We start from the raw sequence: 19,436 nt of genomic DNA on the forward strand, positions 1-19,436 counted from the left end.
CGGAGTTCTCCATGATCGTCGACCGTCAAGGCAGGCGTTTTCGCAATTTGCGTGTCAGCCTTACCGCCGCTTGCAACTACGCGTGCACCTACTGCGTGCCCGATGGCAAGCGTCTGGTCGCCGCCCAGGACGAACTTTCCGCCGAAGCCCTGGCTCGCGGCGTGGCCTGGCTGATCGAAGCAGCCGGCATCGAGCGCCTGCGGGTAACCGGTGGCGAACCGCTGGTCAGTCCCAAGCTGGAAACTTTCCTCAGGACCGTGGCCGGCTTCGGCCTGGACGACATCAGCCTGACCACCAACGGCCAGTTATTGGCGCGCAAGCTGCCGCTGCTGAGCGAGGTGGGGATCCGTCGGCTCAACGTGTCCCTCGACACGCTCGACGCCAAGGCATTTCGTAGCATCTCCCGCGGGGGCGACCTGCCCAGCGTGCTCGATGGCATGGCGCAAGCGGCGGCAGCGGGGATGAAGATCAAGGTCAACATGGTGCCGCTGCGCGGGCAGAACCTCGACCAGGTGCTGCCGCTCCTGGAGTATTGCCTGGAGCACGGCTATGAACTGCGTTTCATCGAGTTGATGCGCATGGGCCACCTGGCACGTGACAACAATGCCTTCCTGCAGCAGTTCGTCGGCCTGGAGACCCTGCTTCAAGTGATTGGCGAGCGCTACGAGTACGCCCAGGCCGAAGCGCCGATCGATGCCACTGCCTTGCGCTATCGGATTCCGGGGCAGGGCTGTTTCGGTGTGATCGCCAACGAGAGCGTGCCGTTCTGCCGTACCTGTTCGCGCCTTCGCCTTTCTTCCACCGGCTGGTTGCACGGTTGCCTGTCGTCAAGCAACCGCCACTACATCGGCGACCTGCTCGACCGGCCTCGCCACCAGGCTTTGCCGGCGTTGCAGGGCCTGCTGGTCAAGGCGCTTGGCGACAAACAGAGCGTGGCCTTCTCCGGTGGGGCCACTGTGATGAAGATCATCGGCGGTTGAACCCCTCCAGGGACGGCAAGCTGGAACAGAACCTGCATCCACGGGCTGTCCGCCGGTTTTCCGTCGCCGGCCTCTGGAGGAAAGATGCGTAGCCTGGTTCTGCTGCTGGCGTTCGTCGCGCTGGGTGGCTGCATGAATGTCAGCGACATGGGTGAAGCCACCCGCTATCACATGAGCGATGCCGGTCTGCTGGACCACAGCAATACCCAGCGTTCGATGTCGCTGCGCCTGCAACCCGACTCGTTCATTTTCATCGCCCAGGGCGTTTTCGTGCCGCCGGGCCGGGCCTATCCGCGTCCCAACGTGGTGGCGGAAGAGGCGTTCAAGGGCTTCGTCGAATACTTCCCGTTGGTGCGCCGCGCACAAGGGCCGATCGGCCTGGAAGATGCGCTGGGCGAAGCGCGCTCCGTCGGCGCCCATTACTTGCTCTATACCCGTTTCGCCAAGGCGGACAACCGTATCGGCAACGGTGATGAATGGTATGACGAGCAAGCCGTGGACCGCCTGGGTATCGACACCGGCACCATCCAGTTGATGCTGATCGAAACCAGCACCCGCTACCTCATCGACACGGCGCGCATCCACACCCGCGGCGGATTGCTGACATTCCATGACAACAAGCCGGAAGATTTGCTTGCCCAGCCTCTGGAGGACTACGCTCGTGCTCTTCTGGGACTGAGTAACTGAGGGGCTTGGGCATGGCGGATACGGGCAAGGCGGGCAACCTGCTGGCGCAGATTCCAAAGGCGGAAAAAGGCTTGCCGCCCGTGCACCTGTGGAACCCGGACTTCTGCGGCGATATCGACATGCGTATCGCCCGTGATGGCACCTGGTTCTACCAGGGCACGCCGATCGGCCGCAAACCCATGGTGCGGCTGTTCTCCACCATCATCCGTCGTGACGGTGACGATTACTTCCTGGTCACGCCGGTGGAGAAGGTCGGGATCAAGGTCGATGATGCGCCGTTCGTGGCGGTCGGCGTGGACGTGCAGGGCAGCGGTGAAACGCAGGTGCTGCGCTTTACCAGCAATGTGGAGGACCAGGTCGAGGCCGGTCCGGATCATCCGCTGCGTTTCGTCATCGATCCGGTGACCCAGGAACCTTCGCCCTACGTGCATATACGGGCCAACCTTGAAGCCTTGATTCACCGCAATGTGTTCTATGAACTGGTGGAGCTGGCGGAGTCCCGCGAGATCGACGGTGAGGCCTGGCTCGGGGTATGGAGCGGCGGCGAGTTCTATCCGATCGGGCGGCAGTGACCGGTCGTTGCGGATTTTTCTGCCACAAATGAAAAACCTCCAGTGCTTGCGCATCTGGAGGTTTTCAGTATTTGGCTCCGCGACCTGGACTCGAACCAGGGACCCAATGATTAACAGTCATTTGCTCTACCGACTGAGCTATCGCGGAATCTGGGGCGTATCTTACTGATTCCCAAGGGGAAGTCAAGCTTCCCCCGGGAAATTGTCGATTACAGCACCTCGACGATGGCTTTGGTCACCACGTGGATGTTGCTCTGGTTCAGGGTGGCCACGCAGATGCGGCCGGTGTCCAGGGCGTAGATGCCGTAGTCGTTCTTCAGACGGGCCACTTGCTCAACGCTCAGGCCCGAGTAGGAGAACATACCGCGCTGGCGACCGACGAAGCTGAAATCGCGCTTGGCACCGTATTCGGCCAGCAGCTCGACCATCTGCTTGCGCATGCCGTGGATGCGGCCGCGCATTTCGCCCAGCTCGGTTTCCCACATCTGACGCAGCTCGGCGCTGTTCAGTACGGCAGCGACGATGCTGGCGCCGTGGGTTGGCGGGTTGGAGTAGGTGGTGCGGATCACGCGCTTGACCTGCGACAGCACGCGCGCACTTTCTTCCTTGGCGCTGGTGACGATCGACAGGGCGCCGACACGCTCGCCGTACAGCGAGAACGACTTGGAGAACGAGCTGGAGACGAAGAACTCCAGGCCCGACTCGGCGAACAGGCGGACCGCGAAGGCGTCTTCGGCGATGCCATCGCCGAAGCCTTGGTAGGCCATGTCCAGGAATGGCACGTGACCCTTGGCCTTGACCACTTCCAGGACGTTTTTCCAGTCCTGCAGGCTCAGGTCGACGCCGGTCGGGTTATGGCAGCAGGCGTGCAGGACGATGATCGAACCCGCTGGCAGGTTGTTCAGGTCCTCCAGCATGCCGGCGCGGTTGACGTCGTTGCTCGGGGCGTCGTAGTAGCGGTAGTTCTGCACCGGGAAACCGGCGGTTTCGAACAGGGCGCGGTGATTTTCCCAGCTCGGGTCGCTGATGGCGACGACGGCGTTCGGCGACAGTTGCTTGAGGAAGTCGGCCCCGATCTTCAGGGCGCCGGTACCACCGACGGCCTGGACGGTGACTACGCGGCCTTCGGCCAGCAGCGGCGACTCGGCACCGAACAGCAGTTTCTGCACGGCCTGGTCGTAGGCGGCGATACCGTCGATCGGCAGGTAGCCGCGGGAAGCGTGCTGGGCGGCACGTTGGGTTTCGGCTTCGATGACCGCACGCAGCAGTGGGATGCGTCCTTCTTCGTTGCAGTAAACGCCTACGCCGAGGTTGACTTTCTCGGTGCGGGTGTCGGCGTTGAATGCTTCGTTGAGGCCCAGAATGGGATCGCGTGGTGCCAGCTCGACAGCGGAAAACAGGCTCATTATTACCTTGGCTCTGAATGGAGGGTGAGTAGGGTCTGCACGCTCCAGCCGAATGCACTAGAGCGGTGCACAAACGGGGAGTCAGTATAGTGATACCGCTCGGTCACTGCGACAGTCGGGCGCAGCTTTTCCCGCTGTTTGGGGGAATATTTTTCGACCGTTAGTCGAATCCCCCGGTCAACCGTGGACGGCCAGGGTTGAAACTGGCACACAGCGGCATTAATTGGGTATAACTACTGGCTAAAAATACAGTTGCCTGTATCCGCATTCGCGCAGAGGTCCGTCATGTCCGAGTTTCAACTGGTCACCCGTTTCCAGCCGGCCGGCGATCAGCCGGAAGCCATCCGCCTGATGGTCGAGGGCATCGAGGCCGGGTTGGCGCACCAGACCCTGCTCGGTGTGACCGGCTCGGGCAAGACCTTCAGCATCGCCAATGTCATCGCCCAGGTGCAACGGCCGACCCTGGTCCTGGCACCGAACAAGACCCTGGCCGCGCAGTTGTACGGCGAGTTCAAGGCGTTCTTTCCCAACAATGCCGTCGAGTACTTCGTTTCCTATTACGACTACTACCAGCCGGAAGCCTACGTGCCGTCGTCGGATACCTTCATCGAGAAGGATGCCTCGATCAACGACCATATCGAACAGATGCGCCTGTCGGCGACCAAGGCGCTGCTTGAACGGCGCGATGCCATCATCGTCACCACGGTTTCCTGCATCTACGGCCTCGGCAGCCCCGAGACCTACCTGAAAATGGTCCTGCATATCGACCGCGGCGACAAGCTCGACCAGCGCGCCTTGCTGCGCCGCCTTGCCGACCTGCAGTACACCCGCAACGAGATGGACTTCGCCCGTGCCACCTTCCGCGTGCGTGGCGACGTGATCGACGTGTTTCCCGCCGAATCGGACCTGGAAGCCATCCGCATCGAGCTGTTCGACGACGAAGTGGAGAACCTCTCGGCCTTCGACCCGTTGACCGGCGAGGTGATCCGCAAGCTGCCGCGCTTCACCTTCTACCCCAAGAGTCACTACGTCACGCCGCGGGAGACGCTGCTGGACGCGGTGGATGGCATCAAGGAGGAGCTCAAGGACCGTCTGGAGTACCTGCACAAGGCCAACAAGCTGGTGGAAGCCCAGCGTCTTGAGCAGCGCACCCGTTTCGACCTGGAGATGATCCTCGAGCTGGGTTACTGCAATGGTATCGAAAACTACTCGCGCTACCTGTCCGGCCGGCCGGCCGGGGCACCGCCGCCCACCTTGTACGACTACCTGCCGCCGGATGCGCTGCTGGTGATCGACGAGTCCCACGTCAGCGTTCCGCAGGTCGGGGCGATGTACAAGGGTGACCGTTCGCGCAAGGAAACCCTGGTGGAATACGGCTTCCGCCTGCCGTCGGCGTTGGACAACCGGCCGATGCGCTTCGACGAGTGGGAAAGCGTCAGCCCGCAGACCATTTTCGTTTCCGCGACCCCGGGGCCTTATGAGGCCGAGCATGCCGGCCGTGTGGTCGAGCAGGTGGTGCGACCCACCGGCCTGGTCGACCCGCAGGTGGAGATCCGCCCGGCGCTGACCCAGGTCGACGACCTGCTTTCGGAAATCCGCAAGCGCGTGGCGGTGGAGGAGCGCGTGCTGGTTACCACCCTGACCAAGCGCATGGCCGAGGACCTGACCGACTACCTCGCCGATCACGACGTGCGGGTGCGCTACCTGCACTCGGATATCGACACGGTCGAGCGGGTCGAGATCATCCGCGACCTGCGCCTGGGCACGTTCGATGTACTGGTGGGGATCAACCTGCTGCGCGAGGGCCTGGACATGCCCGAGGTCTCGCTGGTGGCGATCCTCGATGCGGACAAGGAGGGCTTCCTGCGTTCGGAGCGTTCGCTGATCCAGACCATCGGCCGCGCCGCGCGCAACCTCAATGGCCGGGCGATTCTCTATGCCGACCAGATCACCGGGTCGATGCAGCGGGCAATCGACGAAACCGAGCGGCGCCGGGAGAAACAGATCGCCTTCAACCAGGCGCACGGCATCGTGCCCAAGGGCGTGGTCAAGGACATCACCGACATCCTCGAAGGCGCCAACGTGCCGGGCTCGCGCAGCAAGAAGCGCAAAGGGATGGCCAAGGCGGCAGAGGAGAGCGCCAAGTACGAAGCCGAGCTGCGTTCGCCGGCGGAGATCACCAAGCGCATCAAGCAACTGGAAGAGAAGATGTTCCAGCTGGCGCGGGATCTGGAGTTCGAAGCGGCGGCGCAGATGCGCGACGATATCGCCAAATTGCGTGAGAAGCTGATTACTGCCTGATGTTTCTTGGTTGCTCTCTCGGGCCTCATCGCCGGCAACGCCGGCTCCCACAAGGTCCGGCGGTGTTCGCCAATCCTGTGGGAGCCGGCGTTGCCGGCGATGAGGCCCGAGAGGTCAATGAGCCTCTCCAGCCTTGATCCCTTGCGGCAACGTCCGGGTCATCAACACCGCAACCATGCTGATCGCCAACCCGATCCCGACAAAATGGAAGGCATCGTTGTACGCCATGATCAGCGCCTGCTGATGGGTTATCTCGCTCAACCGCCCCAGTGCAGCGCCATCGCTCCCCAGTTTCTCCGCCAGTTGCCCCAACCGTTCCGCCACCTGGGGATTGGTTGGCACTATCGATTCGCGCAGGTAATCGAAGTACACCTTGGTCCGTGCATCCAGCAGCGTCGCCAGCAAGGCGATGCCGATCGCGCCGCCCAGGTTGCGCAGGATGTTGAACAGGCTCGATGCCGACCCGGCATCCTGCGGCTGGATGTAGGCGGTGGCGATCAACGAGATGGTGACCATGATCATCGGCTGGCCGAGGGCGCGGATGATCTGGATGTGGTTGAACTGGGCACCGGCGAAATCCGGGTTGAGCACCCCGGAACTGAAGCTGGCCAGCCCGAACAGACCGAAACCCAATGCGCACAGGACCCTGGGCGGAATCACCTTCATCAACCGGGGCACCAGCGGAATCAGGAACAGCTGCGGAATGCCCATCCACATGATCACCTCGCCGATCTGCAAGGCGTTGTAGTTCTGGACCTGCGCCAGGTAGAGCGGCAGCAGGTAGATCGAACCATACAGCCCCACGCCCATGCCCAGGCTGGCGATGCTCGACAAGCCGAAGTTGCGGTTGCCGAGGATGCGCAGGTTGATCAGCGGGTTGGGTCTTGAAAACTGGATGATGACAAAGGTGATCAGGCTGATCAGGGCGATGCTGCCCAGCCCTACGATGACGCTCGATTCCAGCCAGTCCTTGCGGTGACCTTCCTCCAGGAAAACCTGCAGACAGCCGAGGCCGACACCCAGGGTGACGATGCCGGCGTAATCGGTACTCTTGAGCAGCTCCCAGTGGGCTTGCTTTTTCTCCAGGCCGTACATCAGCCCGGCGATCATCAACAATCCCGGTGGGATGTTGATGTAGAAGATGTACTCCCAGCCCCAGTTTTCCGTCAGCCATCCACCCAGGGCCGGGCCGATGGACGGGGCGAAGGTGGCCGTCATGGCGAACATCGCCATACCCTTGGCGCGGTGGTGTTCCGGCAGCTTGATCAGGGTCAGGGTGAACGCCAGGGGAATCAGCGCGCCACCGGTGAAGCCCTGCAGGGCGCGGAACAGGATCATGCTTTCCAGGTTCCAGGCCATCGAGCAGAGCAACGAAGACACCAGGAAGCCCAGGGACACCCATACCGCCAGGCGCCGCGCCGAGAGCAACTGCACCAGCCAGGCGGTGAGCGGGATCATGATGATCTCGGCTACCAGGTAGGAGGTGGAAATCCACGAGCCTTCCTCCAGGGTCGCCGACAGCGCGCCCTGGATGTCCTTCAGCGAGGCGTTGGTGATCTGGATGTCGAGCACGGCCATGAAGGCGCCGAGCATCGCGCTCATCACCGCGATCCAGTCGCGCCGGCTGGGTTCGCCGACGGGACGGATCAGTTGGTCACCGGCCATCGTCGTGCAGGTCGACGGTGGCGGTGACCGACATGCCCGGGCGGATCCGGCCATGCAGCGGATTATCGGCGGCGAAGGTGAGTTTCACCGGAATACGCTGTACGACCTTGGTGAAGTTGCCTGTGGCGTTGTCGGGTGGCAACAGGCTGAACTGGGCGCCCGAAGCGGCGAACAGGCTATCGACGCGGCCTTCGATCGGGGTGTCGGGGTAGCTGTCGAACACCAGTTCGGCACGCTGGCCGGGTTGCATCCTGCCGATCTGGGTTTCCTTGAAGTTGGCCTGCACCCAGATGTCCTCGTCGGGGACGATGGATAGCAGGTACGCGCCGTTCTGTACGTACTGGCCGTCGCGGGCGGCGCGCTGGCCGATCATGCCGCTGATCGGCGCATGGATTTCGCTGCGGGCCAGGTTCAGTTCGGCCTGGGCCAGGTCGGTGCGGGCCGTGGCGATCTGCGCATCGAGACGCTTGAGTTCGGCTTCCAGGGCGCTGACCTGCTGGCGTTGGCCCTGCAGGTCGGCCTGGGCCTTGCTGACCTGGGAGCGGGCGACATTGCTTTCCGCAGACAGGGTGGTGACCCGCTCCTCGGAAACGAAGCCCGGCTTGCGCAGCGCCTGGGCGCGGTTCAGGTCCAGTTGCGTGCGGCCGAGGGTAGCCTGGCTGGCGGAAACCTGGGCCTGGCCAGCGGCGATCAGGCTGGATTGCTGGGTCAACCGGCTCTCGGCCTGCAGGCGCTCGGCCTGGCGCGTGTCGAGGGTGGCGCGGGCGCGTTCGACAGCGAAGCGGAAGTCATCGGCTTCCAGGCGGATCAGCAGGTCGCCTTTTTTCACGTGCTGGTTGTCCTGCACCAGCACGCTGTCGATCCGCGCGCTCAACTGACTGGAGACACGGGTGATTTCGCCCTGGACATAGGCATTGTCGGTGCTTTCGTAAAAGCGCCCCTTCAGATACCAATGGGCGAAGAAGGCGAGGGCGACCAACAGGACCAGAAAAAGAAAAATCAGCAGGCGACGCTTGAGTTGGGCAGGCATGAGGACGATCGTTCCAAGAATGTAAGCAAATTTAACAAAGATCGGATCCAGCGGTGCAAGTGACGATCACGCCCATTACTGGAGCCCGGCGCCTGCTCCCTGTTAACATTCCGGCTTTGTTTCACCTCCTGTTCGAGACTCTCATGACCACCGTTCGCACGCGCATCGCGCCTTCGCCTACCGGCGATCCCCATGTCGGCACCGCCTACATCGCCCTGTTCAACTACTGCTTTGCCAAGCAGCACGGCGGCGAGTTCATCCTGCGTATCGAAGATACCGACCAGTTGCGTTCGACCCGCGAATCCGAACAACAGATCTTCGATGCCCTGCGCTGGCTCGGTATCGAATGGGCCGAAGGCCCGGATGTCGGCGGCCCGCATGGCCCGTACCGGCAGAGCGAGCGGGGTGAAATCTATAAGCAGTACGCCCAGCAGCTGGTCGATATGGGGCACGCCTTCCCGTGCTTCTGCACGGCCGAAGAGCTGGACCAGATGCGCGCCGAGCAGATGGCCCGCGGTGAAACACCGCGCTATGACGGTCGCGCCCTGCTGCTGTCGCCCGAGGAGGTGCAGCGCCGCCTGGCCGCGGGCGAGCCGCACGTGATCCGCATGAAGGTGCCGAGCGAAGGCGTCTGCGTGGTCCCGGACATGCTGCGTGGCGATGTCGAGATCCCGTGGGACCGCATGGACATGCAGGTGCTGATGAAGACCGACGGCCTGCCAACCTACTTCCTGGCCAACGTGGTCGACGACCACCTGATGGGCATTACCCACGTGCTGCGTGGTGAAGAGTGGCTGCCATCGGCGCCGAAGCTGATCAAGCTGTACGAGTATTTCGGCTGGGAACAACCCAAGCTGTGCTACATGCCGCTGCTGCGCAATCCCGACAAGAGCAAGCTGTCCAAGCGCAAGAACCCGACCTCGGTGACCTTCTACGAGCGCATGGGCTTCATGCCGGAAGCCATGCTCAACTACCTGGGCCGCATGGGCTGGTCGATGCCGGACGAGCGCGAGAAGTTCTCCCTGGCCGAAATGGTCGAGCACTTCGACCTGTCCCGTGTTTCGCTGGGCGGTCCGATCTTCGATATCGAGAAGCTGTCCTGGCTCAACGGCCAGTGGCTGCGTGACCTGCCGGTGGAAGAGTTCGCCGCACGGGTGCAGAAGTGGGCGTTCAACAGCGACTACATGATGAAAATCGCGCCGCACGTGCAGGGCCGGGTCGAGACCTTCAGCCAGATTGCGCCGCTGGGCGGCTTCTTCTTCGAAGGTGCGCTGAAGCTGGATGCGAAGCTGTTCGAGCACAAGAAACTGTCCCCGGACCAGGTACGCCAGGTGATCCAGTTGATCCTGTGGAAACTGGAAAGCCTGCGGCAGTGGGAAAAGGACCGCATTACCGCCTGCATCCAGGCAGTGGTCGAGGCGCTGGAGCTGAAGCTGCGCGATGCCATGCCGTTGATGTTCGCTGCGATCAGCGGCCAGGCCAGTTCGGTCTCGGTACTCGACGCCATGGAGATCCTCGGCCCGGACCTGACCCGCTATCGCTTGCGTCAGGCTCTCGACCTGCTGGGCGGCGTTTCGAAGAAAGAAAACAAGGAATGGGAGAAGCTGTTGGGCACCATCGCCTGATCGCATTCGCTCGTTCCTTCGTGGGGCGAGCCCTCTGCCGTGGGCTTTTGGCCAGGGCAGGGGGCTCGCCCCACGGTCGTTTCGATCACTGCCGAAGGCGGCGATACCCAGCAAACACGGGGCTTTTCTCGCCCAAGGCAGGTAAGTGGTTGTTATCTGGGAAAAAATTTTTGAATTTTGTTGAAAATAAGTTTGACAGCTCTGTCATCCGCTCTTAATATGCGCCCCGTCCACAGCGATGAACGAAAACGAAACGCGAAGCACCCAGCCAAGCGAATCAAGTTCAAAGCGACATTGTGGGGCTATAGCTCAGCTGGGAGAGCGCCTGCATGGCATGCAGGAGGTCAGCGGTTCGATCCCGCTTAGCTCCACCAAATTCCGCTTGGCAGCCGAGGCTGGCAAGCAAGACCGGGTCCAGCAACCGGGTCTTGAAGGTAAGAAGGTTCGTCCCCTTCGTCTAGTGGCCTAGGACACCGCCCTTTCACGGCGGTAACAGGGGTTCGAGTCCCCTAGGGGACGCCAGTTTTGCACAAGCGACATCGAAAGAGGTCGCTGGGCCGAGAGGCTAGAAATCCGGGGCTATAGCTCAGCTGGGAGAGCGCCTGCATGGCATGCAGGAGGTCAGCGGTTCGATCCCGCTTAGCTCCACCAATTCCGCCAGGATTCGTGAAAACGGATCTGCACGAAGGTTACAAGTCCCCTTCGTCTAGTGGCCTAGGACACCGCCCTTTCACGGCGGTAACAGGGGTTCGAGTCCCCTAGGGGACGCCATTTTATCCGCTCTGCGGAATTTCAAGGCTCATTCGATTATTGAATGAGCCTTTTGTTTTTTCCCTCGAAAAAGTTTTTATCAGGACGCGACAAGCGGCCAGAGAAAAACCTTGCCAGAAAATATTATGAGCATAATATTAGGCCCATAATATTTTCTGGTGCCGATCATGAGCGACAAGAAAGCCAAGACCCGTGAACGTATCCTCGACGCTGCCCGCAGCGCATTGATCCAGCAGGGCCCCGCCGATGCCAGCGTTAACCAGGTGATGAGCGCTGCCGGCCTGACCGTCGGTGGCTTCTACGCCCACTTCGACAGCAAGGAGGCCTTGATGCTGGAGGCCTTCAGCCAGTTGCTCGGTGAACGCCGTGCCTTGCTGTCCCAGGTCGATCCGGCGCTGGATGGCCAGGCTCGCCGTGCCCTGGTCGCTGCGTTCTACCTGTCGCGCAAGCACCGTGACTCCAAGGTCGATGCCTGCCCGTTGCCCACCTCCCTGAGCGAGATGACCCGGTTGCCCGAGGATTTCCGCCAGGTGCTGGCCGAGCATATCGAGCTGATGACCGCCCAGTTGGTGGACACCCCCGAAGATGCCGACAAATTCCTTGCCGACCTCGCCCTGATGGTCGGCGGCCTGGCATTGGCCCGGGCCCTGGGCACCGATGAACTGTCCGATCGTATTTTGCGCGCCGCCAAATCGGCGGTGATCTGAACTACCCCACTGGAGCGAAGCGATGAATACCCTGAGCTGGATTCGCGGCGTCAACGGCACCCTGGGGCGACTGGTCCCCGGACATATAGCCAGCAAGATGCACCGTGCCTTCATGACCCCGTACACCAGGCCGCCCCGTGACTGGGAACTGCCGGTGCTGGCCCGGGCCGAGCGCATCACCCTGCGCTTTGGCCTTTCCGCCCTGCGCTGGGGGCAAGGGCCCACGGTCCTGCTGATGCACGGTTGGGAAGGGCGCCCGACCCAGTTCGCTCGCTTGATCGAGGCGCTGGTGGAGGCCGGTTACACGGCAGTCGCACTGGATGGGCCGGCTCACGGTCGCTCGCCCGGTGATGTTGCCCATGTCGGGCTGTTCGCGCGGGCCGTGCTGGAGGCCGCGGCGGAGTTGCCGCCCTTGAAGGCGGTGATCGGCCATTCCATGGGCGGCGCCAGTGTATTGCTTGCCCTGCAATGGGGGCTGCGTGCCGAAGCCGTGGTCAGTATCGCCGCACCTTCGCGGTTGCTCGGCGTGGTGCGTGGTTTCGCCCGCCGCCTGAACCTGCCGCCGAAGGCGCGTTCGGCCTTCATCCGCAAGGTCGAGCGGGATGTTGGCGTCGCCATCGAGCGCCTGGATGTCAGTGGCTATCAACTGGATCAGCCGGGGCTGATCGTGCATGCCAAGGATGATGCTTTGGTACCTGCAGGCGAGGCGCAACGCATCCACGACGCCTGGTTCGACAGCCGTCTGCTGATGCTGGAGGAGGGAGGCCATCAACGGGTTCTCGCCGATCCACAGGTGGTCGCCGGGGTCCTCGACCTGCTGCAGCGCACAGCAATGCCATTGCGCCAATCGGCCTGATCATCCGTTACACTCATGCCCGTTCATTACAAACGGGAGCGGGCATGAGCTGGGATCTGGCAACGCCATTCGTCATCGACCTGCGGGTCGGTGCCGAGGATATCGATGGATTGGGGCACGCCAATAACGCGGTGTATGTCACCTGGCTGGAGCGCTGCGCCTGGCGCCACTCCCAGCGCCTGGGGCTGGACCTGGCCGAATATCGTCGCCTGGACCGCGCCATGGCCGTGGTCCGTCACGAAATCGACTACCTCGCCAGTGCCTACGAAGACGACGAACTGCAACTGGCAACCTGGATCATCGACTGGGACCAGCGCCTGAAGATGACCCGGCATTTCCAGCTGGTCCGCCCGCGCGACGGCATTACCTTGCTGCGCGCCCGGACCACCTTCGTCTGTATCGAGTTGTCCACAGGCAAGCCCAAGCGCATGCCGCAGGAATTCCTCGAAGGTTATGGGCAGGCCCTTGCTGGAAAAGCAGGCGTGATACGGCAGGCCCTCGATAGCGACGAGGTCGCTGTCCGGCGGGTCGTCGAGGCGGCCTACCTGCCGTATGTCGAGCGGATCGGCGTGCGTCCGGGGCCGTTGGATGATGATTATGGCGATCTGATTCGGCGGGGGCAGGTCTGGCTGCTGGAAGACTGCGCGGTGCTGGTGCTGTGCCCCGAGCCGGCGGCGATGCTGCTGTCCAACGTGGCCGTGGACCCGGCGTGCCAGGGGCGGGGCCTTGGCCGGCAACTGGTCGACTTCGCCGAAGCCCGTGCCCGCGAAGCCGGATTCTCCCTGATTCGCCTGTACACCAACGCCGCCATGACCGGCAATGTGGCGCTCTACCAGCGCCTCGGCTACCGCGAAACCCATCGCGGCACCGAGCATGGCTTCAACCGGGTGTTCATGGAGAAGGTCCTGGTTTGAGCATTTCCCGGACTTTCTGAATGAAGGACCGCCTTTTCCGAGGCGGCTCCGGCAAGCGAAATCCCGGTCCGGGAGGCGGGTCAGGTTCGAAGTTGAGAAGGTCGTAGTTGTGTTTTCTGATCTGCATGTCCTGTTCCTCGGCCGTTGGTGCGCGGGTGGTGGCTGTGGGCAAGGAACGTGGACATGTGATCGATCTCCTTTGGATTTGACATACGCGGACCCTGTGGGAGCGGGTTCACCCGCGATTACGGTAGTGAATCCACCGACGTAATCGCGGGTGAACCCGCTCCCACAAGGTCCGCGATACTTTCAAGAAAGATTGCGCGCCCGTCACGCCAGTTCCTTCCGATATGGCCGTAAGAAACATCCCCTTTTACCATGCACGCACTTTTTTCCGAGGCTTCCCCCATGCAAATTGCCCTGGCCCCGATGGAGGGGCTGGTCGATGACATCATGCGCGACGTGCTGACCCGCGTCGGCGGTATCGACTGGTGCGTGACCGAGTTCATCCGGGTCTGCGACCGGGTGCTGCCCGAGGCTACGTTCCACAAGATGGCCTCGGAGCTGGCCCAGGGGTCGCGCACGCCTGCCGGTGTGCCGATGCGCGTGCAGTTGCTGGGCTCCGACCCGGTCTGCCTGGCCGACAACGCCGCCCTGGCCTGCGAATTGGGCGCACCGGTGATCGACCTGAATTTCGGCTGCCCGGCCAAGACCGTGAACAAGTCCCGTGGGGGCGCGGTGCTGCTGAAGGAGCCCGAGCTGCTGTTCCGCATCGTCAGCGAAGTGCGCAAGGCCGTGCCGGCCCATATCCCGGTGACCTCGAAAATGCGCCTGGGCTTCGAAACCCCGGATGGCGCGCTTGATTGTGGCCGGGCCCTGGCCGAAGGCGGTTCGGCCCATCTTGTGGTGCATGCGCGGACCAAGGTCGAGGGCTACAAGCCGCCCGCCCATTGGGAATGGGTGGCCAAGGTGCAGGACGTGGTCAAGGTGCCGGTCTTCGCCAACGGCGAGGTCTGGACCCTCGATGACTGGCAGCGCTGCCGCGAGGTCAGCGGGGTGAAGGACATCATGCTCGGGCGTGGCCTGGTTTCCCGTCCGGACCTGGCTCGGCAGATCGCCGCGGTGCGCGATGGCGTCGACGTCGTGCCGATGGACTGGGCCGAGCTGATGCCGCTGATCCAGGACTTCTGGCGCCGGGTCCGGGTCGAGCTGACGCCGCGTTCGGCGCCGGGCCGGCTGAAGCAGTGGGTGGCGATGCTGACCCGCAGCTACCCGCAGGCCAACGTGCTGTTTACCGAGCTTCGCCGGGAAACCGATTGCGAGCGGATCGGCCAGTTGCTGGGCGTCGAGCCGCTCGTCGCCGCTGCATAGAAAATTTTATCGGTGTTGCTTGAAATCGTTGCGGTGGTCCACATCTAGGGAGTACGCGATGCCGAAGTCGGGTCGCGTAAAAAATCCAACTCGCTGATGTTTAGGAGATGTAACCATGACTACCGCTTTCTCTCTTGCTCCACTGTTCCGCCATTCCGTTGGTTTCGACCGTTTCAATGACCTGTTCGAATCCGCGGCGCGTAACGAGTCGGGTAGCAGCTACCCACCCTACAACGTTGAAAAACATGGCGATGACCATTATCGGATCGTTGTTGCCGCCGCCGGCTTCCAGGAGGCAGACCTCGATCTGCAAGTGGAAAAAGGCGTGCTGACCGTCTCTGGCGGCAAACGCGACAACAGCGATGCAAGCGTCACCTACCTGCACCAGGGTATTGCCCAGCGTGCCTTCAAGCTGTCCTTCCGCCTCGCCGACCATATCGAGGTCAAATCGGCGGCCCTGGCCAACGGCCTGCTCAGCGTCGATCTGCTGCGCGTGGTCCCGGAAGAAGCGAAGGCCAAGCGCATCCCGATCAACGGGGAGCAGCCTGCGCTGAATTGAATGCGGGGTAGGTGAAGAGAAGGGCGCCTCATGCAGGCGCCCTTTTTGTTGCTCTTTCGGGCCTCATCGCGGGTGAACCCGCTCCCACACGGACTCTGTGGGAGCGGGTTCACCCGCGATGAGGCCCTAATAGTCAGCGGGAGTCTCCAGCAGTATCGCCCGGAAATCCCCCAGCGGCAGCGGCCGGCTGTGCAGGTACCCCTGGTACAGGAAGCACCCCTGCCTTTCCAGGAATTCCAGCTGCTCGGAAAGCTCCACGCCTTCCGCAATCACCGTCAGATCCAGGCTGCGCGCCATCGCCACAATCGCCCGGACGATCTCCGCATCGTTGGAATCCAGCGGTGCATCGCGGACGAACGACTGGTCGATCTTCAGGGTATCCACCGGCAAGCGCTTGAGGTAGGTCAGCGATGAATAGCCGGTGCCGAAGTCATCCATGGCGAATCCCACCCCCAGGGCCTTCAGTTCGCGCATCTTGCTGATGGTGTCCTCGAGGTTCTGGATCACGATCCCTTCGGTAATCTCCAGCTTGAGCATGCGGTAGGGCAGGCGATAGTCATCCAGGCTGCGCCGCACGCGCTGGACGAAGTCGTTCTGGCGGAACTGACGGGGGCTGATGTTCACGCACAGGCTGAAATCCTCGGCATCGATCAATCGGTCCTGGAGCATATGCGAGCAGGCATCGCAGGCCTCATCGAGAATCCAGTTGCCTACCTCGAGGATCAGCCCGCTTTCCTCCAGCACCTGGATGAACTGCGCCGGCGGCTGCTGGCCAAGCAGCGGGTGGTGCCAGCGCAGCAGCACCTCGGCGCCGACGATGCGGTTGTCGCGGGCGTCCACCTGGGGCTGGAAGTGCAGGGCCAGTTCGCCGCGGGTCAAAGCCAGGCGCAGGTCGCTTTCCATGCGCAGGCGCTCGCTTGCAGCCTTTTGCATGGTGGTGTGGAACAGCTGGGTGGTGTTGCGGCCTGAATCCTTGGCCCGATACAGGGCAATGTCGGCGCGCTTGAGCAGGTCGGCCGGGGTGGAGCCGTGGTCGGGAATCAATGCCACGCCGATGCTCGGGGTCACCTGCAGGCGCTGGCCGTCCAGGGACATGGGCTCGGCGAGCAACTGGCGCAGGGTATCGGCCAGTTCCTGGACCTGCGCAGTCACTTCCTCGCGGCTGCCCTGCAGGCCGCTGAGCAGCACCACGAACTCGTCGCCGCCCAGGCGCGCCACGGTGTCTTCCAGGCGCACGCTGGCTTCCAGGCGTGCGGTGATGATTTTCAGCACCGTATCGCCCACCGGATGCCCCAGCGAGTCGTTGATGTGCTTGAAGTGGTCAAGATCCAGGAACAGCAGGGCGCCGCGCAGGTTGTGGCGCTTGAGCAGGGCGATCTGCTGGCTCAGGCGATCCATCAGCAGGGCGCGGTTGGGCAGGTTGGTCAGCGGATCGTGGTAGGCCAGGTGGCGAATCTGCGCCTGGGCGTTCTTCAACTGGCTGACATCCCGGGCGGTCAGCAGCAGGCAGGCGGTCTCGTTGAGGGTAATCGGCTCCACCGAAACCTCCAGCGTCAGCAGCTCGCCGCTCTTGCTGCGCCCGAGCATTTCCCGGTGATGCACACGCTCGCGCTGTTGCAGCTCGGTCACCAGCATGTCGTGCTGCTTGTCGTCGGCCCAGAAACCGATCTGGCCGGCGGTGCGCCCGAGCACCTCGCCGGCACTGTAGCCGGTCAGGCGGCAGAAACCGTCGTTGACCTCCAGGTAGCGCCCGGTCTGCAGTTCGCTGATGCTGATGGCGTCGGGGCTGGAGTGGAAGGCCTTGGCGAACTTTTCCTCGCTGGCCTTAAGCGCCGCCTCGGCGCGCTGCTGCTGGGTTATATCGCGCAGGGTGGTGACGCTGCAGGTCTGGTTGTCGACCTTGATCAGACGGCTGGAAATCACGCAGGTCAGGGCGTGGCCGTTCTTGTGGTTGACCACCACGGCCACATTGTTCAGCGCCTGGTCGCGGATGACCTGTTCGATACGCTTGGCCCGTTCCGAGGACTCCGACCACAGGCCGATTTCCTCGGCGCTATGGCCCAGCACCTGTTCGGCGCTCCAGCCGAAGGTCTGGGTAAAGGCCGGATTGATCTCGATGAACTGGCCGTTGTCCTGGCGGGTGACGCAGATCGGGTCGGGACTGACCTGGAACAGGCTGGCAAATTTCTCTTCGGAGGCCATCAGGCGCTGTTCGCGTTCCACCTGGTCGGTGATATCGAGCAGGGTTCCGGCCATGCGCAGCGGGTTGCCCTGCTCGTCGCGATACAGCCGGGCGCGGCTTTCCAGGTAGCGCGAGTTGCCGTTCTCCAGCTGGATCCGGTAGGTGATCTGGTAATTGCCCGCCGGGCCCTCGCGCAGGCTGCGGTAAGCCTGGCGCATGCTGGCGCGCTCGTCTTCCGGAACCCCTTCGAAGAATGCCTCGAAGGATTCATGGAAGGGCACCGGGTCAAGGCCGTGCAACTGCGCGGCGCGGGCCGAGCCGTAGAGCATGCCGCTGGGAATGTGCCAGTCCCAGGTGCCCAGTTGTGCCGAATCCAGGGCCAGGTCGAGGCGCTCCTGGCTGTCCTTGAGCGCCGCTTCGCGCTCGCGCTGGGCGGTAATCTCGCGGATCACCCCGACCATCTGCGGCCGGCCGTCCTTGTCGTGGGTCAGGCTGCCGCTGATTTCCAGCCAGTGCAGGGTGCCGTCGGGCCAGCGGATGCGGTGGCGCATCGCCTGCTCCTGCGGTTCGCCGGCCACCACCGCATAGAAGGCCTGCACGGTGCGTTCGCGATCTTCCGGCGGCAGCAGGTCCAGGTAGTCGAGGTCCTTGGGCAGCGGCTGGCGCGGGTCGTAGCCGAACAGCGCCTGGGTACCGCGGGACCAGCTGATGCGCCCGGTCTCGACGTCCCAGAACCAGGCGCCGAGACGGGCGCCGTTAAGCGCCGCCAGCAGTTGCGGGGCGTTTTCCCAGGTCTGTTCCGACTCCTGGGGATCGGCGGCGAGGATACGCGGAAGGCGGGGAAGACGAGGTGTAGTGGGCATCGATTACCAGACCTTTGGCGAATACGCTTCCTTGGTACTGGCCTGCCCGTTGCGGCGGGCGGCCTCAGGGGTTTCTCGCATGGCTGTCGAGCAGTGCCATAAAGGCTCTGGCTGCATTCGATAACGTTCGTTCCGTATGAAGAATGTAGCCTAGCTGGCGAGAGAGCTGTATGCCGGGCAAGCTGATGGAAGCCACCTGTTCGTCGAGCATGGTCCGCGGCAGCACGCTCCAGGCCAGGCCGATGGACACCATCATCTTGATGGTTTCCAGATAGTTGGTGCTCATGGCGATGTTCGGCGTCAGGCCCCGGGCCTCGAACAGGCGCTGGACGATATGGTGGGTAAAGGTGTTGCCGCCAGGGAAAACCGCCGGGTGATGGGCGATATCTTCCAGACCGGCGGCAGCCTTGCGAGCCAGCGGGTGCTCGGGAGCGACCACGAAATCCAGGGGGTCGTCCCAGACCGGTACCGCGCGGACCAGGCCATGGGGTTCCGGCGCCAGGGTGATGACCGCGATTTCCGCGCGGCCATGAAGGATTTCCTCGTAGGCCACTTCCGAATCGAGGAACTGGATATCCAGGGCTACGGCCGGGTACTGCCGAGTGAAGGCCCGCAGCAGCGGGGGCAGGCGGTGCAGGCCGATGTGATGGCTGGTCGCCAGGGTCAGGCGTCCGCTGACCTCGCCGGTCAGGTTGGTCAGGGCCCGGCGGGTATCGTCCAGCACGTTGATGATCTGGTAGGCCCGGGGCAGCAGGGCGCGGCCGGCCTCGGTCAGGCTGACTTCGCGGCCGAGGCGGTCGAACAGGCGAACGTCCAGTTGCTGTTCGAGGCCGGCGATGCGCTTGCTGATCGCCGGCTGGGTCAGGTGCAGGCGTTCGCCGGCCCCGGAAAAGCTGCCGGTTTCGGCAATCGCGATAAAGGCGTTGAGGTTGGCCAGGTCCATCTTT

At 63.0% G+C, this 19,436-nt stretch carries 15 protein-coding genes, 5 tRNA genes and 1 pseudogene; 15 read left to right on the forward strand and 6 right to left on the reverse strand.

Features of this window, described 5'->3' with window-relative positions; translation table 11 throughout:
• Positions 1–11 precede the first annotated feature (11 nt).
• The 3 genes from ACKLLE_RS07800 (at position 12) to ACKLLE_RS07810 (ending at position 2,239) form a co-directional block, all read left to right on the forward strand.
• Entirely contained in the window at positions 12–980 is a 969-nt protein-coding gene (locus ACKLLE_RS07800) for a GTP 3',8-cyclase MoaA (RefSeq protein WP_009406814.1), read from the forward strand.
• 84 nt (positions 981–1,064) lie between these two features.
• A complete protein-coding gene (locus ACKLLE_RS07805; protein ID WP_064304868.1) occupies positions 1,065–1,667 on the forward strand; it encodes a DUF4823 domain-containing protein in 603 nt (200 codons plus the stop codon).
• 11 nt (positions 1,668–1,678) lie between these two features.
• Complete coding sequence (locus ACKLLE_RS07810; RefSeq protein ID WP_420057513.1) at positions 1,679–2,239, forward strand: DUF1285 domain-containing protein; 561 nt, start codon at positions 1,679–1,681, stop codon at positions 2,237–2,239.
• Between the two features lie 72 nt (positions 2,240–2,311).
• On the opposite strand, the gene ACKLLE_RS07815 is transcribed toward ACKLLE_RS07810, so the two are convergent.
• Together ACKLLE_RS07815 and ACKLLE_RS07820 are read right to left on the reverse strand one after the other, a co-directional pair.
• Positions 2,312–2,387: transfer RNA gene (locus ACKLLE_RS07815), tRNA-Asn, on the reverse strand.
• Between the two features lie 61 nt (positions 2,388–2,448).
• Complete coding sequence (locus ACKLLE_RS07820; RefSeq protein ID WP_009406808.1) at positions 2,449–3,645, reverse strand: amino acid aminotransferase; 1,197 nt, start codon at positions 3,643–3,645, stop codon at positions 2,449–2,451.
• A 285-nt stretch (positions 3,646–3,930) separates the two neighbouring features.
• Between ACKLLE_RS07820 and uvrB the strand changes: the two genes are divergently transcribed.
• On the forward strand, positions 3,931–5,946 hold the full coding sequence (gene uvrB / locus ACKLLE_RS07825) for an excinuclease ABC subunit UvrB (protein WP_064304866.1): 2,016 nt from the start codon (positions 3,931–3,933) through the stop codon (positions 5,944–5,946).
• Between the two features lie 114 nt (positions 5,947–6,060).
• Here uvrB and ACKLLE_RS07830 read toward each other — a convergent pair whose 3' ends face one another.
• Both ACKLLE_RS07830 and ACKLLE_RS07835 read right to left on the reverse strand, forming a co-directional pair.
• The gene (locus ACKLLE_RS07830) at positions 6,061–7,611 is read right to left on the reverse strand and encodes an MDR family MFS transporter (RefSeq protein WP_474198471.1); all 1,551 of its coding nucleotides are present in this window, start codon (positions 7,609–7,611) and stop codon (positions 6,061–6,063) included.
• Positions 7,601–8,641: an HlyD family secretion protein gene (locus tag ACKLLE_RS07835; RefSeq protein WP_064304864.1), complete on the reverse strand. Its 1,041-nt coding sequence runs from the start codon at positions 8,639–8,641 to the stop codon at positions 7,601–7,603. The genes ACKLLE_RS07830 and ACKLLE_RS07835 overlap by 11 nt, the downstream gene beginning before the upstream one ends.
• Positions 8,642–8,784: 143 nt before the next feature.
• Here ACKLLE_RS07835 and gltX point away from each other — a divergent pair, with 143 nt between their 5' ends.
• The 11 genes and pseudogenes from gltX to ACKLLE_RS07890 all read left to right on the forward strand — a co-directional run bounded on the left by gltX (position 8,785) and on the right by ACKLLE_RS07890 (position 15,444).
• Positions 8,785–10,266 carry a glutamate--tRNA ligase gene (gene gltX / locus ACKLLE_RS07840; protein ID WP_064304863.1) on the forward strand — a complete coding sequence of 494 codons (1,482 nt, stop codon included), beginning with the start codon at positions 8,785–8,787 and terminating at the stop codon, positions 10,264–10,266.
• A 298-nt stretch (positions 10,267–10,564) separates the two neighbouring features.
• Positions 10,565–10,640 (forward strand) — tRNA-Ala (locus ACKLLE_RS07845).
• A gap of 72 nt (positions 10,641–10,712) precedes the next feature.
• A tRNA-Glu gene (locus tag ACKLLE_RS07850) sits at positions 10,713–10,788 on the forward strand.
• Positions 10,789–10,841: 53 nt separating this feature from the next.
• Positions 10,842–10,917: transfer RNA gene (locus ACKLLE_RS07855), tRNA-Ala, on the forward strand.
• Positions 10,918–10,961: 44 nt separating this feature from the next.
• Positions 10,962–11,037 (forward strand) — tRNA-Glu (locus tag ACKLLE_RS07860).
• Positions 11,038–11,204: 167 nt separating this feature from the next.
• Complete coding sequence (locus ACKLLE_RS07865) at positions 11,205–11,744, forward strand: TetR/AcrR family transcriptional regulator (RefSeq protein WP_009403081.1); 540 nt, start codon at positions 11,205–11,207, stop codon at positions 11,742–11,744.
• 22 nt (positions 11,745–11,766) lie between these two features.
• Positions 11,767–12,600, forward strand: coding sequence for an alpha/beta fold hydrolase (locus tag ACKLLE_RS07870; RefSeq protein WP_420057514.1), 834 nt, complete (start codon positions 11,767–11,769; stop codon positions 12,598–12,600).
• A gap of 44 nt (positions 12,601–12,644) precedes the next feature.
• A pseudogene (locus ACKLLE_RS07875) lies at positions 12,645–13,079 on the forward strand (acyl-CoA thioesterase); the annotation flags it as partial.
• 90 nt (positions 13,080–13,169) lie between these two features.
• Positions 13,170–13,514: a GNAT family N-acetyltransferase gene (locus ACKLLE_RS07880; protein ID WP_420057542.1), complete on the forward strand. Its 345-nt coding sequence runs from the start codon at positions 13,170–13,172 to the stop codon at positions 13,512–13,514.
• Between the two features lie 408 nt (positions 13,515–13,922).
• A complete protein-coding gene (locus ACKLLE_RS07885) occupies positions 13,923–14,885 on the forward strand; it encodes a tRNA dihydrouridine synthase (protein WP_420057515.1) in 963 nt (320 codons plus the stop codon).
• Positions 14,886–15,000: 115 nt separating this feature from the next.
• Positions 15,001–15,444 carry an Hsp20 family protein gene (locus ACKLLE_RS07890; protein ID WP_009403086.1) on the forward strand — a complete coding sequence of 148 codons (444 nt, stop codon included), beginning with the start codon at positions 15,001–15,003 and terminating at the stop codon, positions 15,442–15,444.
• Between the two features lie 126 nt (positions 15,445–15,570).
• Here the strand turns inward: ACKLLE_RS07890 and ACKLLE_RS07895 are convergent, their stop codons facing one another.
• Positions 15,571–18,489, reverse strand: coding sequence for an EAL domain-containing protein (locus tag ACKLLE_RS07895; protein ID WP_420057516.1), 2,919 nt, complete (start codon positions 18,487–18,489; stop codon positions 15,571–15,573).
• 64 nt (positions 18,490–18,553) lie between these two features.
• Positions 18,554–19,432 (reverse strand): LysR family transcriptional regulator, encoded by an 879-nt coding sequence (locus tag ACKLLE_RS07900; RefSeq protein ID WP_009403088.1) that lies wholly within the window; start codon positions 19,430–19,432, stop codon positions 18,554–18,556.
• Positions 19,433–19,436 lie beyond the last annotated feature (4 nt).

Origin of the sequence: Pseudomonas bharatica (assembly GCF_048586865.1) — a bacterium.
GTDB classification, from domain to species: domain Bacteria; phylum Pseudomonadota; class Gammaproteobacteria; order Pseudomonadales; family Pseudomonadaceae; genus Aquipseudomonas; species Aquipseudomonas bharatica.